The 16721-nt window shown below is 61.7% G+C and carries 13 protein-coding genes and 1 pseudogene; 5 read left to right on the top strand and 9 right to left on the bottom strand.

The features are described 5' to 3' along the window. Positions 1–363 precede the first annotated feature (363 nt). Complete coding sequence (locus tag AB4874_RS13935; protein WP_368392436.1) at positions 364–786, bottom strand: GlcG/HbpS family heme-binding protein; 423 nt, start codon at positions 784–786, stop codon at positions 364–366. Next, the gene (locus AB4874_RS13940) at positions 783–2948 is read right to left on the bottom strand and encodes a malate synthase G (protein WP_368392437.1); all 2166 of its coding nucleotides are present in this window, start codon (positions 2946–2948) and stop codon (positions 783–785) included. The genes AB4874_RS13935 and AB4874_RS13940 overlap by 4 nt, the downstream gene beginning before the upstream one ends. Positions 2949–3243: 295 nt before the next feature. Between AB4874_RS13940 and pepN the strand changes: the two genes are divergently transcribed. Beyond that, positions 3244–5814 carry an aminopeptidase N gene (pepN, locus tag AB4874_RS13945; RefSeq protein ID WP_368392438.1) on the top strand — a complete coding sequence of 857 codons (2571 nt, stop codon included), beginning with the start codon at positions 3244–3246 and terminating at the stop codon, positions 5812–5814. A gap of 63 nt (positions 5815–5877) precedes the next feature. Here the strand turns inward: pepN and AB4874_RS13950 are convergent, their stop codons facing one another. The 4 genes from AB4874_RS13950 to AB4874_RS13965 are packed head-to-tail and all read right to left on the bottom strand — an operon-like array spanning position 5878 to position 10448. Next, positions 5878–6927, bottom strand: a complete 1050-nt coding sequence (locus tag AB4874_RS13950) for a c-type cytochrome (RefSeq protein WP_368392439.1) — start codon at positions 6925–6927, stop codon at positions 5878–5880. Continuing rightward, a complete protein-coding gene (locus AB4874_RS13955) occupies positions 6917–8206 on the bottom strand; it encodes a c-type cytochrome (RefSeq protein ID WP_368392440.1) in 1290 nt (429 codons plus the stop codon). Before AB4874_RS13955 ends, AB4874_RS13950 begins: the two co-directional genes overlap by 11 nt. A gap of 17 nt (positions 8207–8223) precedes the next feature. Next, a complete protein-coding gene (locus tag AB4874_RS13960; protein ID WP_368392441.1) occupies positions 8224–8877 on the bottom strand; it encodes a cbb3-type cytochrome c oxidase subunit II in 654 nt (217 codons plus the stop codon). Further along, positions 8874–10448: a cbb3-type cytochrome c oxidase subunit I gene (locus AB4874_RS13965; protein WP_368392442.1), complete on the bottom strand. Its 1575-nt coding sequence runs from the start codon at positions 10446–10448 to the stop codon at positions 8874–8876. The genes AB4874_RS13960 and AB4874_RS13965 overlap by 4 nt, the downstream gene beginning before the upstream one ends. 702 nt (positions 10449–11150) lie before the next feature. Here AB4874_RS13965 and mprF point away from each other — a divergent pair. The 3 genes from mprF to AB4874_RS13980 are packed head-to-tail and all read left to right on the top strand — an operon-like array spanning position 11151 to position 15059. Next, positions 11151–13832, top strand: a complete 2682-nt coding sequence (mprF, locus tag AB4874_RS13970; RefSeq protein ID WP_368392443.1) for a bifunctional lysylphosphatidylglycerol flippase/synthetase MprF — start codon at positions 11151–11153, stop codon at positions 13830–13832. Beyond that, positions 13832–14155, top strand: coding sequence for a YidH family protein (locus tag AB4874_RS13975; RefSeq protein ID WP_295535565.1), 324 nt, complete (start codon positions 13832–13834; stop codon positions 14153–14155). The genes mprF and AB4874_RS13975 overlap by 1 nt, the downstream gene beginning before the upstream one ends. Positions 14156–14213: 58 nt before the next feature. Then, positions 14214–15059 (top strand): fumarylacetoacetate hydrolase family protein, encoded by an 846-nt coding sequence (locus AB4874_RS13980; protein ID WP_368392444.1) that lies wholly within the window; start codon positions 14214–14216, stop codon positions 15057–15059. A gap of 63 nt (positions 15060–15122) precedes the next feature. On the opposite strand, the gene AB4874_RS13985 is transcribed toward AB4874_RS13980, so the two are convergent. Further along, a complete protein-coding gene (locus AB4874_RS13985) occupies positions 15123–15386 on the bottom strand; it encodes a hypothetical protein (RefSeq protein WP_368392445.1) in 264 nt (87 codons plus the stop codon). Here AB4874_RS13985 and AB4874_RS13990 point away from each other — a divergent pair. Next, positions 15371–15847, top strand: coding sequence for a putative inorganic carbon transporter subunit DabA (locus AB4874_RS13990; protein ID WP_368392446.1), 477 nt, complete (start codon positions 15371–15373; stop codon positions 15845–15847). The genes AB4874_RS13985 and AB4874_RS13990 overlap by 16 nt on opposite strands. Positions 15848–15961: 114 nt before the next feature. On the opposite strand, the pseudogene AB4874_RS13995 reads toward AB4874_RS13990, so the two are convergent. Together AB4874_RS13995 and AB4874_RS14000 are read right to left on the bottom strand one after the other, a co-directional pair. Beyond that, a pseudogene (locus tag AB4874_RS13995) lies at positions 15962–16153 on the bottom strand (hypothetical protein); the annotation flags it as partial. Positions 16154–16471: 318 nt separating this feature from the next. Continuing rightward, a complete protein-coding gene (locus tag AB4874_RS14000; RefSeq protein ID WP_368392447.1) occupies positions 16472–16717 on the bottom strand; it encodes a hypothetical protein in 246 nt (81 codons plus the stop codon). Between the last annotated feature and the right edge of the window lie 4 nt (positions 16718–16721).

The raw sequence follows: 16721 nt of genomic DNA on the forward strand, positions 1-16721 counted from the left end.
CCTCATTATAGGCAGTCCAATTCGTTGTCTTGTAGGTCGGTGCTGTCGGTTTGCTCATGCCCATCAGCTACCACACTGGATTCACGACATGAATCCCTACCGGATTTGTGCAACAGAGCCAGTGCAGTGGATAACAAGGACAGATGATCGGCAATCGCCTCTGCCCCGCGCGGCTGACTGCGCACAACGGATCGTTAAAGCCCGCCAGTGTTCTGGCGGACTTTCAAAATTGAGCAGCCCTTAGAAACAAGGCGTCCCGAAACGACAATCAACGGCCAAGCAAGGCCCCCTTCCTATCCTTTGATTGTCGCCATTCGGAGACGGGGGCAGAGCCCCTTTTCTGCCTGACCTGCGCGCCCCGTCTTATGCTTCGCCCGTCAACCCTACGGCAGCGATTCCGGCCAAAGCCGCCTCAGCGTCATTATCCGAGGTATCGCCCGTGACACCCATCGCGCCGATCACCGCGCCATCCTCGCCCCGGATCAAGACGCCGCCGGGGACAGGACAGGTCTGCCCGCCATAAATGCCGTTCACAGCGGCCATGAAATAGCCCTGCGCCTCGGCGCGCGCCATTTGCGCCTTGCCGCCCATGCCCAGCATCACCGCGCCGTAAGCCTTGGCGCGCGCAATCTCGAACCGCCCCGGCGCCGCGCCATCGTCGCGCGCAAAGGCCTGCACATGCCCGCCCGCGTCCAGCACCACCGCAGAGAGCGGCTTCCAGCCCGCATCGACCCCGGTTTGTAGGGCCGTATCGATCATCGTTTGCGCTTGTTTGAGGGTGATCATAGTTGCTCTTCCTTGAATTGGGCGCGGCGCTGATGCAGCACCGGCTCGGTATAGCCCGAGGGCTGAACGGTGCCTAGAAAACACAGATCGCACGCGGCCTGAAAGGCGAACCCGTCATAGCCCGGCGCCATCGGCGTGTAGCTGGGATCGCCCGCGTTCTGGCGGTCCACAATCGCGGCCATCTTGCGCAGCGCTTGCATCACTTGGATCTCATTGACCACGCCATGTTCGAGCCAATTCGCGATCGCTTGACTTGAAATCCGGCAGGTTGCGCGGTCTTCCATCAAGCCGACATCATGAATGTCGGGTACTTTCGAACAGCCCACGCCCTGATCGATCCAGCGCACGACATAGCCCAGAATGCCTTGCGCGTTGTTTTCGATCTCGGCGGTGATTTCGGCCTCGGAATAGTTCTTGCCTGCCGCCAGCGGGATCGTCAGCAGATCGTCAAGACGGGCAGGGCGGTTCATCGCCACGATCTCGGCCTGACGCTTTGGCACATCGACCTTGTGGTAATGCGTGGCATGCAGCGTCGCCGCTGTCGGGCTGGGCACCCAGGCGCAATTTGCGCCCGCCAGCGGATGGGCGATCTTTTGCGCCAGCATATCGGCCATCCGGTCGGGCATCGCCCACATTCCCTTGCCGATCTGCGCCCGCCCGGCCAGCCCGCAAGCCAGCCCGATATCGACATTGCGATCTTCATAGGCCTCGATCCAGGGTTGCCCCTTCATCTCGCCTTTGCGCAGCATCGCACCTGCCTGCATTGAGGTGTGAATTTCATCGCCCGTGCGATCAAGGAAACCGGTATTGATGAAGGCCACCCGATGGCGCGCCGCGCGGATACATTCCTTGAGGTTGACCGAGGTGCGCCGTTCTTCGTCCATGATGCCAAGTTTGACGGTATGGGCGGGCAGACCTAGCACTTTTTCAACATTATCGAAGATTTCGCAGGCGAACTCGACCTCTTCTGGCCCGTGCATTTTAGGTTTTACAACATAAACCGAATTTGTGATCGAGTTGCGCGGCCCTTCGGTTTTCTTCAGATCATGCATTGCGCAGAGCGTCGTGAGCATCGCATCCATCAGCCCTTCGGGGGCCTCGACCCCGTCGCGGGTCAGGATCGCGGGGGTGGTCATCAAATGGCCGACATTGCGCACCAGCATCAGCGCGCGCCCCTTGAGCGTGACCGGTTCACCACCCGCTCCGGTAAAGCGCAAATCGCCCTCCAGACGGCGGGTGAAGGTCTCATCGCCCTTGCGCACCTCTTCGCGCAGATCGCCTTTCATCAGGCCCAACCAGTTGGCATAGGCCTGCACCTTGTCCTCGGCATCGACACAGGCCACCGAGTCTTCGCAATCCATGATCGAGCTGATCGCCGCCTCAAGGATCACATCGGCGATATCGGCCGGATCGGATTGGCCAACGTCGGTGTCAGGGTCCAGCACGATACAGATATGCAACCCGTTATGGGCGAGCAAAACCTGCGACAACGCGCCCTCGGCATCGGTGTTAAACCCGGCAAACTGGTCTGGATCGGCCAGCCCGGTCTCGCCCACCGCATTCTCGACGAAAAACACGCCATTCTCGACGCGCAGCGCGGTCACATCGGCCCAAGAGCCGCCTGCCAGCGGCGCGGCCTCGTCGAGAAACGCTTTGGCACGGGTCACAACACGGCCCCCGCGCTCGGGGTCATAGCCTTTGCCTTGAGGCAGATCACCCAAGGCATCCGTGCCATAAAGCGCATCGTAAAGGCTGCCCCAGCGCGCATTGGCCGCATTCAAAGCATAGCGCGCATTGGTGATCGGCACGACAAGCTGGGGGCCGCAAACGCTGGCGAACTCCGGGTCGGTCGCCGGGGTTTCGATGGTGAAATCCGGGCCTTCGGGCAGCAGATATCCGATCTCGATCAGAAACGCCTTATAGGCGTCGAACGAAAACCCGCTGGCGCGATGATGGGCGTGCCAATCATCCAAAAGCGATTGGATTTCTTCGCGCTTTGTCAAAAGCGCGCGATTCTTTGGTGCCAAGCTGTGCAGCAGTTGCGAGAAACCGTCCCAAAACGCCTGAGTTTCAACCCCGGTGCCCGGGAGCGCCTGATCCTCGATGAAGGACGCCAATTCGACCGCGACTTTCAGCCCGGCGCGTTCTACCCGTTGAGCCATGCTCTCCTCCTGATATGTTTAAGCCATAGATGTGGCGCGACGGCGCAAGAGTCCAGAAAATTTCCGCTTCAACTGCGAATATTGGTAAAATAGTTAGACCAATTTATAGATTTTTGAACTATTTCGCGCTAGCTTGGCCAAAGATACCCCGTTTATAAGCGTGCGACACGGTGGCACCAGCGCCTGCACGCGCAGGATAACTGTTTCTTGTTCGCGTTGTTGGTTGTGAAATGCAAGGTCGCCTTTTAACTGATGGGGCACATTCACGAGTCGCGGGTTTGACCCAGAGGTGATCATGTCTCAAAACACCGTCACAAAGCTGCTGTCAGAGTATCAGCCTTTCCCGTTTGACCTTGAAATGGTGCGGCTTGATTTTCAACTTGATCCCAAGGCGACGCAGGTGCGCGCGCGCATCTCGATGCGCCCGTTGCGTGCGGCCGCGCCCTTGGAACTTGATGGCGAGGGCTTGGTGCTGCGCAAGATTTCGGTCGATGGCCGCGTGCTGGCGCGCACCGAATATAGCCAAAGTGACACGGGCCTTGTGATCCATGCCGCAGCCTTGCCCGCGCAACCCTTTATGTTGGAAACTGAGGTCGAGATCGCGCCCGCGTCCAATACCGCGCTTGAGGGGCTCTATATGTCGAAGGGCATGTATTGCACGCAATGCGAGGCCGAGGGGTTTCGCAAGATCACCTATTATCCCGATCGCCCCGATGTGATGGCGCGCTTTCATGTGACGGTTTCGGGCGCGGGGCCGGTGCTGTTGTCCAATGGCAACCCGGTCGTGCAAGAGGCTGGGCGCGCCGAATGGCTCGATCCTTGGCCCAAACCCGCCTATTTGTTCGCACTGGTCGCGGGCGATCTGGTGGCGCATTCGGGGTCATTCACCACGATGTCGGGGCGCGCGGTTGCGCTCAATATCTGGGTGCGGGCGGGGGATGAAACCCGCTGTGGCTTTGCGCTAGAGGCGTTGAAGCGCTCGATGACATGGGACGAGCAGGTCTACGGTCGCGAATACGACTTGGACATTTTCAACATTGTCGCCGTCGATGACTTCAATATGGGCGCGATGGAGAACAAGGGGTTGAACATTTTCAACTCTAAATGGGTTCTCGCCTCGCCCGAGACGGCGACCGATGGCGATTATGAGCGTATTGAGGGCATCATCGCGCATGAGTATTTCCACAACTGGACAGGCAACCGGATCACCTGCCGGGATTGGTTCCAGCTGTGCCTCAAAGAGGGGCTGACAGTCTATCGCGACCAAAATTTCACCGCCGATATGCGGCTGGGCCCGGTCAAGCGGATCGAAGATGTGATGGCGTTGCGCGCGCGTCAGTTCCGTGAGGATCGCGGCCCGCTCGCCCATCCGCCACGCCCCGATAATTATAAGGAAATCAATAATTTCTACACCGCAACCGTCTATGAAAAAGGCGCTGAGATTGTGGGGATGTTGCGCCATCTGGTCGGGGAAGAAGGCTATCGCGCGGCGCTGGATCTGTATTTCGAACGCCATGATGGGCAGGCCTGCACGATCGAAGATTGGCTGCAAGTGTTCGAGGACAGTTCGGGGCGCGATCTGCGCCAGTTCAAGCGCTGGTATACGGACGCAGGAACCCCGCGTCTGACGATCACGGATAGCTTTAAGAACGGCACATACACGCTTGATTTTGAACAAAAAACTGTTCCGACACCCGGTCAGGACGACAAGCCGCCGCGCCATATCCCGATTGCGGTCGGATTGCTCTCGCCGCAGGGCAGGGATTTGATCGAAACTACGATTTTGGAGATGACCGAGGCACGCCAGAGCTTTGTCTTCGAGGGGCTGGCAGAGCGACCCGTGCCCTCAATTCTGCGTGGATTTTCTGCACCCGTCGAGCTAGATTTCGCGCCGGAGGCCGCACCCGATCTGGCATTCTTACTGGCCCATGACAGCGACCCTTTCAACCGTTGGGATGCGGGCGGGCGCTTGGCGTTGCAGACGGTCGTCGCGATGGCGCAGGGCGGGGCGGTTGATCCGTCCTACAGTGCCGCGATCGGGGCGCTGCTCAAGGATGGGGCCGCCGATCCGGCCTTTAGCGCGCTGTGCTTGCATCTGCCTGCGCAAGATCAGATCGCGCAGGCGCTGCATGAGGCGGGTAAATCGCCCGACCCAGAGGCGATTTATCAGGCGCGCGAAACGCTTGCGCAGGCTTTGGCCATGGCCCATGAGGCGGCGCTGAGCGAGCTGTATGAGGCGATGGCCGTTACCGGCCCTTATCGCCCCGATCCCGAACCGGCAGGGCGGCGCAGCTTGCGTCTTGCGACCCTTTCGCTGCTAAGCCGGATCGACGGTGGCGCACGCGCGCGGACCCTGTTTGACGCGGCCGATAACATGACCGAAAGCCTTGCCGCTTTGGGCCTTTGCGTCAGTGCGGGCGTGGGCGTGGGCGTGGGCGAGGCGGCGCTGGCGCAGTTCCGCGCGCGTTGGCAGGGCGACCGCTTGGTGATGGACAAATGGTTCAACACCCAACTCATCGCCAGCAAGCCAGACCAGGCCCTGTCGCGGGCGCAAAGCTTGGTGCAAGACCCGCTTTATGATTGGAAAAATCCCAATCGTTTCAGATCTTTGATGGCTGGGTTCTCGGCCAATCACGCAGGGTTTCATCGTCAAGACGGTGAGGGTTATCGCTTTTATGCCGACTGGTTGCTGCGGCTTGATCCGCTCAACCCGCAGGTGGCGGCGCGGATGTCGACCGCGTTCGAGACTTGGGCGCGCTATGATTTGCAGCGCCAATCGCTGATGCGCGCGCAATTAATGCGGATCGCGCAGACCGAGGGGCTGAGCCGCGACCTGTCAGAGATGACGGCGCGGATGCTGGGCTGATCGAACAAAGAAAGCCGCGCCCAAGGGTCCCCTCGGGCGCGGCTTCATATTTGGCGCAATGGCTTAGTTCGCGGCGGGCGCGGGCTTGGGATAGCCGGTGCCCAGAACCACGCCATCCACCGTTTCACCGTAAAAATCCTCGCTGCTTTTGTGCCATTTCTTATCGGCCTCTTGCAGCGTGATCGCCCCCGTCTGGCGCGGGTCCTTGGGCCGGGGGTGGCTGTCGACAAAGGTCGCCACGTCCCACGCCTCTTGCGCGCTGAGTTTGCCGGGTTCCGACAGCGGCATGTTGTGCTGGATAAAGGCCGCAGCCGAACTGACCTTGTGCATGCCAGCCCCCCAATTGAAGCTATGCGGACCCCAAAGCGGCGGGAAAACCGTCTTGCCGTTTACATCGGTCTGGCCCAGCCCGTCCTTGCCGTGACAGACCGCGCAGTTGGCAGCAAACACCTGTGCCCCGCGCTCACGCGAGGGGGGCAGTGCGGGTTTGTCAATCTTGCCAAAGCCCGCGCCATCCGGCGTCTCGCCAATCGGTAAGCCTTTGGACATCCAGTAGAAATATGCTTGCAAATCGCGATACACATCCGAGCCGTAGGGCGGCGGCCCACCCGAGGGCGAGCCTTGCGCGTTCATCGAATAGGTGAAGCAGCCCTTGATCCGATCCTCCATGGTGTTCACCATTTTGTTCTTGGAGCGGTATTTCGGATAGACCGGATAGGCCGCCCACATCGGCGCGGAAAAGGCTTGTCGCCCGGCATCGAGGTGGCAGTTCGAACAGCTCAGGTTGTTGCCCACGAAGTCATGCGCATTGGTCCCGGTTGCGGTGAAAATCGCCATGCCGCGGCGCACCGAGGCCCCGAATTCGTCGTTCGGGATGGAGCTTTCGGGGGGCGGCGTGAACAGGTCGGCCATCGCGCCCTTGGGCGATGCGGCCGGCACGGGTTTCTGCCCCGTCAACCAGCTTGGGGCAAGGCCGAACTCAAGCACAAGCGAACCCAGAACCGCCAGCGTCAGCCCCCCGCCGACCGCAAGGATCGCCCGGATCGCGGTGCGCCCGCCCTTGGCACTATCTGGGCCAGGGGGCGTGGTGTCAGAGGGGTGCTTACTGGACATTCGTGGTCTCCTTGGGGGTAGGGGAAACGGCCAGTGCCGTCTTGGCATTTCCCGCAGCAGGGGGCAGCGAGGCGAGATAATCCGCCACCGCGCGGCGATCCTCATCGCTCAAGGCTTTGCCAATCCCGGCCATCAGGCCAAGCGGGGAATTGTGGCGCGCACCACCGGCCCACATCGCGAGTTGATGCGCGATATAGGCAGGTTGCTGGGCGGCCAGGCCGGGGAATTGCGCCCCCACACCAATGCCCGACGTGCCGTGGCAGGTGAAGCAGGCGGGCACGTTCTTGGAATAGTCGCCCGAAAGCGCGAGTTTCTCTCCGCGTGCCAGATCGCCCTTGAGCGCAGGTTGCGCGCCCGACGGGCTGCTCATCGCGCCGTAGTAATTCGCCAACTCGGTAATTTGCGTCTCGCTCAGCGATTTCGCCACATAGGCCATTGAGTCGCTGATCCGCGTGCCTTTGCTGAAATCATGCAGTTGTTTGGCCAGATAGGCAGGGGCAAGCCCGGCAAGGCGGGGCACGGTTTGCGTGCCTTCGCCCTTATCGCCGTGGCAGCTGGCGCAAGACCAGATATTGGCCGTGCCTTGGCTGGCCAGACTGGCCGTAGCGGTGGCCTCGGGGCTGGGGGCGCTGGCGTTTTCGCTGGCGGGTTGCGGGGGGAGGCCATTGATCAGGCTTGCCAGACCTGCGCCGCCATCCCAAGGGTCCATATCTTCGCTCGCCGTGCGGATCTCGGCCACCTGATCTGGAGAGACCGTGGAGTTCATGCCGTTGAGATCGGTGGCGACGTAATCGGCGATAGCCGCGATCTCGGTATCACTAAGGACCGAGCTGAAGCTGGGCATCTCGCCGTCGTAATTCGCCTTGTCCACGATCAGCGGCCCGCCGATGCCGCGCATCACGATCTGGCTGATGGCACTCGCGCCACCGGCCTTGATCACGTCCGAGGCATGCAGCGGCGGGATCGCATCGGCGACTCCTTCGCCCGCATCGCCATGACAGCTTGAGCAGTTATCGGCAAACAGCGCCTTACCCGCGCCCGTGTCCGGCGCAGCCGTGCTGGCGGCGGGGCTTGCGACGCTGGCCGTTTTCTCGCCCAAGGCGGCGCGTTCCTTATCGGCGAAATGGCCCGCATTGCTGGTTTGCACCAAGGTTACAACGCCCCAGATCGCCAGCGCAATCGCGATCCAATACACCGGCAGCGGGATCAGGCGGGGCTCTTCATAGGGTTCGAACGTCTCATCGGGGAGCCGCGGGTCTTGCTTGTTCTTGTTGGACATCACTCGTCTCCCTTGGCTCACTGCGCAGCCTTGGCGGCATCGGTTTGCGGCATTTGCCGGGCGTCGATCTGGGCATAGCCATTGTCGCGCAGCCCATCGCCGGGCGGGGCGTAATCATGCTTCATGCCTTGCAGGTAGCTCACCAGATCAAGCGCATCCTGATTGGCCACGATCACCCCGGTTTTGGGCGCGTAGGCGGGGGGCAGTTTGACCACCACATCCGTAGGGCCTGCCTTGTCCTTAAGGGTGAACAGGAACGGATAGGCGGGCATGATCGACCAGTTCGAAATTGCGCGCGGCTGATAGAGATGGGTCAACTGCCAATCCTGCGAGGGCAGGCGATCCCCGATATTCATCAAATCGGGTCCGGTGCGCATCGTGCCCAGCTGATGGGGCGCGTCATAGGCGTAATCGCCCGCGACCGAGGCCCGACCCCAACCGCGTTCGCCGTCGGGGGCCTGCGCCTCATCGCGGGGCTGCTGGCTGTGACAGTAAAGGCAGCCCATAGAGACATAGACCGCGCGCCCGCGCGCCTCGGCCGCGGTGTAGGGTTTGAGCCCGGGGGCCACCCCGTCGGCGGCAATCTGCATGCCCGGCACGATCACCAGCAACAGAGTGGCAAAGGCCAGAATGGCCAGCGATACAATCGCCAGAGGAAGATAGCGGTTCATTGGGCAGCCACCATGGTTTCGGTTTCAAGGTCACGCGTGCGCTTGGTGAAGGCGAGGGCGATCAGGTTCACTGCCAGCAGGATATGGCCAAGCGTCATCAGCCCTCCGCCCAACGAGCGCCCTTCGAGATAGGGTTTGAGCAGCGTCACGCTATCAGCAAAGGGGCGCGTCGCATCCATCATCGCCAGACCTTGCAGCACGCCGCCAATGGTCAACGAGAAGAAGTAGATCGCGAACCCCACTACCACGAGCCAGAAATGCCATCCGATCAGGCGCGGGAAGGGAAAGTATTTGCCCGTCGCACGTGGCACGATCTGATAGATCGCCCCGAACAGCACGAGGCTGACAAAGGCATAGGCCCCCAAATGCGCGTGCCCGATCGTGTATTGCGTGAAATGGGTGATCGTGTTGACCGAGCGCAGCGCCTCAATCGAGCCCTGGAACGAGGCGATGGTGTAGCTCAGCGCGCCAAACCAGATGAAGCGTAGCGGCATCGACGCCTTGAGCGCCCACATATTGCGCGCCACCGTCACGTGCTGGTTGATCGCCACCGCGATGACGGGCACGAACATCATGATCGAATGCACGATCGACAGCGTTACCAGCCATGTCGGCACCGGCCCGCCGATCAGGTGGTGAATGCCGACCTGGCTGTAAAACAGCGCCAAAGCCCAGAACCCCACCAGCGACACCGCGTAGGAATAGATCGGTTTGCCGATGATTTTCGGGATGAAGTAATAGGCCGTGCCCACGCCCAGCGGCGTCAGCCACAGGCCCAACACGTTATGGGCAAACCACCAGTTCATCGTGGCTTGCTCCACGCCCCAATGCAGGCCGGGGATATTGGCGATGACGAACAGCACGGGAAACCACAGCACGGCGGCCAGGAAATACCAGCCCGAGACGTAGATGTGATGCACCGTGCGCGCGCGCGTCGTCGCGATCAGGGGGGCTACGAAACAGGCCGCCCCAATGGCCAACGCAATGTCGATCTGCCATGGGATTTCCAGCCATTCCAGCCCGTCCGTCCAACCATTGGCAATCGCTGCCACCCCGGCAACCAGCGCGAGGTTCCAGATCAGCGTGCCCAGCTTGACCATCCAGCCCAGCCGCAGCGGCGTGTGAAAGATCCGCGGGATGATCCAGAAGATCGCGGCCAGCCCGGCTTGGCTCGACCAGCCAAAGATCACCGAGTTGAGATGCACGGTGCGCATCCGCCCAAAGGTCATCTGCGCCGAGCCGCTCATCAAATCGGGCAGGTTCAGTTCCAGCGACGCCGCAAGCCCATGAATCGAGCCGTAGATCAGCCAAAATACCCCCATCCCGATCAGCCACATCACTGGCCCCGAGGATGATTTGTCGATGCCGCTGCGCTCGGTGTCGAAATGGTGGGGCCGGGTGAGGGGGGCGATCTCGGCCCCTTCACCGGGCTGAAAGATCGAGCGGGCATCGTCTTGGTCAGGCGCGTGAACCTGTTTGTTTGCGATCGCCCAGATCAATGCCGACAGCGCCAGAAGCGAGACGACAAAGCTCAGGGTAAGCAACAGGCCGAGCGTGGGGGTGATTTGCATAGGCTGGCTCCGGTGTCAGACAGGGCCCGGGTATGGAAGGTCGAAAACGAAATGATGCGTCATTGCTCGTGCCTCCCTTGCCCGGTTAGCGGTTATTGTTTTTGAGACATCACGCCCGCGTGATCGGATTCATTATATTCATATTTTTGCACATATTGGGCAGACTGCCCCGCGCGATGAGATCCGATCACAAAGGCGCGGCGGCGGGCCGCGTCTCGATCTGCGCTATGGTGGTGTGCTCACAGCGCCGCGACCACTCCACCTCACGCAATCATGATAGGTGTTGATCGCGGCGCGAGCGGGGCGAAAAACGGGAGATGCCTGCAGCTTTCGACACGCCTTGTTTTGTTGGCTCACGGTAGACGGTTTTGACTCTCTGTAGGCTGCTGGAAAGATTACAAATACGCCACATCTGCGTGATATCGGGCTCACATACCGCGTGATCTGGCTTGAGGGCGTGTCAAATGACACCCTCCTGTCGCGCGCTCGGGGACGCGGCGCCGCTTTGGTCCCCGTCATTTTGTACCATCCCGACAGGGCTGATTCTGTGGTGATCAACACTGTTCGAGATTGCGCGAAGGCTCTTGCTAAAGGAGGCGTAAAACGCCATCGCAAAGGGGTATTTTTAGCTTGTGACAGGGACGGCCTGAGCGTGTGAGTGAGGCCCGTGTGAGTGAGGCCCGTGTGAGTAAGGATAGGGCGATGACGCAAAAACCCGAGGCAAACCCGACCAAGGCCCGCAACGCCGATCCCGCCGCCGATCTGCGCGCCGATGCGCACCCGGATGTGGCCCAAACAGCCCCCTTTGCCCGACTTCAGCGCTGGGCCGAACATCCGCTTATCAAGCTGGGTTTGCCGTTGCTGGTGCTGGGCGTGGCGATTTTTGTGCTGCACAAACTGGCGGGCGATGTCAGCCCGAAACGCGTCGTGGCCGATATTTCCGCGGCGAGTCCCAAGGCGCTGCTGCTTGCTCTGGGCGCGACGACGCTCAGCTATCTTGCGATTGCCTTTTACGATGTGATTTCGCTGGGCGCGGTTGCGCCGGGCATCGTGGCGCCGCGCGTGGCCTATCTGGTGGGCGGGGCGGGCTATGCAATCTCGAACCTGCTGGGCGTGTCCTATCTGACGGGCGGGGCGGTACGGTTGCGCACCTATGTCGCCGCCGGCGTGCCGTTTCATCGCGCAGCCCTCGCGCTTGGCACTTCATGGAGCGGGTTTTGGACCGGGCTTGTCGCGCTGCTGGGGCTGTTGATGATGTTTCATCCCAAGGGCCTCTCGGCGGTACTGCCAATTGTGCCGGGGCTTGAGGCTGCCACCGGCGTTGCGCTGATTGCGGGGCTTGGCGCGGTGATGGTGTTCTTGGGGCGGCGCGCGCGCCATGTGCGTTGGCGCGGTATCGAGGCGGATCTGCCGCGCGCCTCGACGGCCAGCCTGTTGATGCTGGCGGGTATGGCCGATCTGCTGTTTGCCTCGCTCACGCTCTGGGTGCTGCTGCCGCCCGATCTTGGGGGCAATTTCGCCTATTTCTTCGTGATCTTCATGGCCGCGATTGGCCTTGGCATTGCCAGCCATTCGCCCGGCGGTTTGGGCGTGTTCGAGGCGACGGTGATCGCGGGCCTCGGGGCTGGCGCGCGCCCTGATTTGCTGGCGGCACTGGTGCTTTATCGCGTGGTGTACACGCTTTATCCGTTTGCAATCGCTACGCTGGGGCTGGCGGCGGGCTGGCTTTGGGCGCAGCGCCACCGCCTTGATCACGCCGCCGATCTGGCGCTTGCGATCATGGGGCCGTTGATCCCGCCATTGGCGGCGGGCGTGGCACTGGTGTCGGGCGTTTTGTTGATGCTGTCGGGCTCGGTTCCGGCCGAGCATTCGCGCCTTGAATTGTTGCGTGATGTGCTGCCGCTGCCGGTGGTCGAATTTTCGCATCTCACCGCAAGCGTTACGGGGGTGATGCTGATCGTGCTGGCGCGCGGGCTGTTTCAACGGCTGACGCGCGCTTGGGTGATGGCGCTGATCTTGCTGGGCGTTGGCATGGTGACCTCGCTGGTGAAGGGGCTGGAATGGGGGCAGGCGCTGACGATGGCGATTTCGGGCGGGCTGCTGATCCTGTTTCGCCAAGCCTTTTACCGGGTGCAGGACGCGTCGATCTTTCGCCTCGATCTGCGGTGGTTCGTGTCCGTCACAGCGTTGGTCGCAGCGATCACATGGATCGGGTTTTTCGCCTATAAACATGTCGAATATCGCGACGCGCTGTGGTGGCAATTCGCATGGAAAAGCGATGCCTCGCGATTCTTGCGCGCGACGGTGGGGGCCTCGGTGGCGCTGGCGATCATCGCGCTGGGCTCGATCCTGAGTGCGCGCAAACGCCTGCGCATGCGCCAGCAAATCCCCCAAGCGGTGCGCGATATTCTGGCGCAATCAAATGATGCCGAGGCGCAACTGACCCTCATGGGCGACAAAGAGGTGCTGCTCGATCCCGAGAACCGCGCCTTTATCGCCTATGCCGATACCGGGCGGGCGCTGATTGCGCGTTCTGATCCCGTGGGCGAGGAGGAGGCCGCGATCTCGCTAATCTGGGCCTTGCGCGAAAAGGCCGATCGCAGCGGGCGACTTTGCGCGTTTTATGGTGTCTCGCCGCGCTTTTTGCCCACCTTCCTCGATATGGGCCTGTCAATTGTGAAAATCGGTGAGACCGCGCGCATCGACCTTGAGACCTTCACGCTGGACGGCCCGAAGAAGAAAAACTTCCGCTACGCGCTGAGCAAAGGCCAGCGCGACGGATTCACGTTTGAGATCATCCCCGCTGCGCAGGTGCCCGCGCATCTCGACGCGCTGCGCGCCATCTCCGATGCGTGGCTGGCGCAAAAACAGGGCGAAGAGAAAAGCTTTGCGCTGGGCGCGTTCACCGATGACTACATCGTCAATTTCGACTGCGCCGTCTTGCGAGACCCAAACGGGAAGATCGTGGCTTTTGCCAACCTTTTGATGGGCCATGGGCGCGAGCTGTGCATCGACTTGATGCGCTATGATGCGGGCTGTCCGGGCGATGGCATGAACCAGTTGTTCACCGAGTTGATCCTGTGGGCGCAGGCCAACGGGTTCAAATGGTTCCGCCTTGGCAATGCGCCGTTTTCGGGGATCGAGCGTCACCGCCTTGCCTCGGTCTGGAACCGGCTGGGCGGGTTTTTGTATGAACATGGCGAGCGGCTCTACAGATTTGAGGGGTTGCGCAGTTTCAAGGAAAAATGGGACCCGGTCTGGTCCCCGCATTATTTGGCGAGCCCCGGCGGGCTGGCCGTTCCGCGCGTGCTATATGAGGTCAATGTGCTGATTTCAGGGGGCGTGCGCGGATTGGTGCGCCGCGAGGGCAAGGAGAAGGGCTGATGATCCCCAATTTCAAGGACCACGCCGCCAATGAGCGCACCTTTCTGGCGTGGTTGCGTACCGCTATCGCCATCGTGGGGGTCGGGCTGACAGCGTCAAAGCTGACCGGGGCGCAGATGCCCGGCTGGTCGGATGTCGCGATGATCGGTTCGGGGGGCTTGGTGGTGGTGCTCGCCTTTTTGCGGATGCATCTTTTGCGCCGACGCATTGATGCCGAGGCCGAGCTGGACGGGCTGAGCCGGAATTGGCCCGATGTGGTGCTCGTGGCGTTGTTGATCGCGATTGTGGTGCTCACAGGGATATTCATTGCCCATGTCGCTTAAGGTCTTGAACTTGCCCGGCGACGCTGCATTTATGGCGCGAAATCAGGGAGGATAGGCGATGAAACTGCTACGTTTTGGCCCGAAAGGGGCGGAAAAACCGGGACTGCTGGATGATCAGGGCGTGATGCGCGACCTGTCGGGGCAGGTGGCCGATATCGGTGGCACGGTGCTGTCAGATGACGGGCTTGCCGCGATTGCCGCCCTTGATCCGAGCTCGCTGCCGGAGGTGGCCAAAGGCACGCGTCTGGGCACGCCGATTGCGGGCACAGGCAAGATGATCTGCATCGGGTTGAACTATGCCGATCACGCCGCGGAGTCGGGGTCAAAAGTGCCTGACGAGCCGCTGATTTTCATGAAAGCGACCTCTGCGATCCAAGGCCCCAACGACCCGATCGTGATTCCGCGCGGCGCTGAAACGCTGGATTGGGAAATCGAGCTGGGCATCGTCATTGGTACGGCGGCGAAATATGTCAGCGAGGCGGACGCGCTCGATTATGTCGCAGGTTTCGTGTTGGCCAATGATGTCTCTGAGCGCAGCTATCAAAAAGACCGCTCCGGGCAATGGACCAAAGGCAAAAGCTGCGACAGCTTTGGCCCGCTCGGGCCGTGGCTTGTGACGCGCGATCAGGTGGCCGATCCGCAAAACCTGTCGATGAAACTGAGCGTCAATGGCGCGGTGATGCAGGACGGCTCCACCGCGACAATGGTGTTTGGCGTGGCCAAGCTGGTGAGCTATCTGTCGCAATTCATGACGCTGCATCCGGGCGATGTGATTTCAACCGGCACTCCGCCCGGCGTCGCGATGGGCATGCCCACCCCGCGCTACCTGCGCCCTGGCGATATTGTCGAGCTGGAAATCGAAGGCCTTGGCCAGCAGCGCGCCGAGGTTGTCGCCGATACCTGATCTGGGTGTCGCAGATCAGTCCGATATGGGGCGCGGGAGGATCCTGCGCCCCGTTTTCATGGCTCAAACCAGCGGCGCAGGAGCGTGCAGTGAACGCGCGTGCTCGAGCAATTCGTTGACGATTGCATTGGGAAACCGCCGCGACAAGGTGACGGCATAAAACGCCTCGACGATCTCGAGATCAAACGGGGCCGAGGCCAGCAGCCCCTCGCGTAACTCATCGGCCAGCACGACCTCGGGCGTGATCGCAAGCCCCGCTGCGCGCAGCATGGCAGGCGCAAGCCCGGCCCTTTGAGCAGCCTGCGCCTGCCATGCTGCGCGCAGCACTCGATGCCCCCGCGCCGCGCCTGACCCCTGATCCCACACACGCCGATCTGGCTTTTGCCCAGACCGGTATCGATTGGCCCGAACTGATGGCAGAGCGGATCGGCCTTTGGGCGAGGGTGCATCTTGATACGGGGCAGGCGCTTTGGCCCTCGGCGGGCGGTTCGCCCTATGACTCGTGGCGCGCGTTTGCGCTGCGCGATTTGTCGCCGGGGCGGCATGGGCTGGCGGGGTTTTGCGGCTTTGTCGTGCGGCTTCCCAAGGATGCGCGCGACCCCGTCGCCTTTGAGATGCTGGTGATCGCGCTGGTATGGGAGGCCGCGTTGCTGCAACGCCATGCCGCGCCGCTTGAACCGGGACTCGATCTTCGGATTGATCTGGCGCAGCAAGAGGCCGCAGATCGCGCCGAAGAGCGCGCGCTTGGCGCAGGTTCTCCCCGCCCCCCCTGCGAAAACGCCCGCTAGTCAGGCCGCATTCTGCCTTGATGCCAGCGCGTAGCAATGCAGCGCCTGCGGCGGGCATGCGGGCGATGTGAATGCGCGGCTTTTGGCGGGCTGCATGACACGGTGAGCGATATGCTACGCCTGTTTGACGATGGGCTCAGCGGTGTTCCACTGGCGCGGCTGGCGCAGTTGCGGGGGGGCGATGCCAGTTTGCGTGCCCGAGACAAAGCCGATCTCGTGCAGCCCCGAGGGCAGCGTCGCGCGATGCACCTGCGCAATCAATGTCGCCGCGATCGGGCGGGGCTCGAATGTCGTGAGGCGCTTGCGCCAGTTGGCTCCCCGTTACGCGATCAGGATTCGGCTGAGTTGCTGGGGCGGCATGAAATGCGCCGCCCCATGCCAGCCTGCGCGCGCCTTCACCCAAGGCCTGTGCCGCCACACCCCCGGCAATCTGTCCGAACACGAACAACCGCGACAGGCGCCCTTGCGGTGAGGGCAGGGCGAGGGCGCATTGAGGTGGGCAAAACCGGCATGTTTGAAGCTCTCCAACGGCGTGAGGAGCGGCGTCTTGCACCTGTTGGAACGGATGCGCAGGATCGCGCCTCAAGGCTCAGTCGCGATGACTTCGCGGCGCGCGTCTCTGCGTTAGACGTGCTTGTCGCGCATGCGCAGCATCTCGCGTTCGATCGAGTCGATGGCGTCAGGCTCGCCCGCGCGGGCACGTGCAAGTGCGCCTTCAATGCGCGCCCATCCGGGGTGATCATCGGCAATCAGATGGCCGCCCATATGCGCCGTCACAAGCGCATGGGCATAGACCGGGCGGTATTTGGCGCGCCGGATCGCTGCATCGCGCCAATTGCGCAGCCGTTTGTGATAGCCGATCCCAATCATGCGA

Source organism: Thioclava arctica (assembly GCF_040892615.1).
GTDB classification, from domain to species: Bacteria; Pseudomonadota; Alphaproteobacteria; order Rhodobacterales; family Rhodobacteraceae; genus Thioclava; species Thioclava arctica.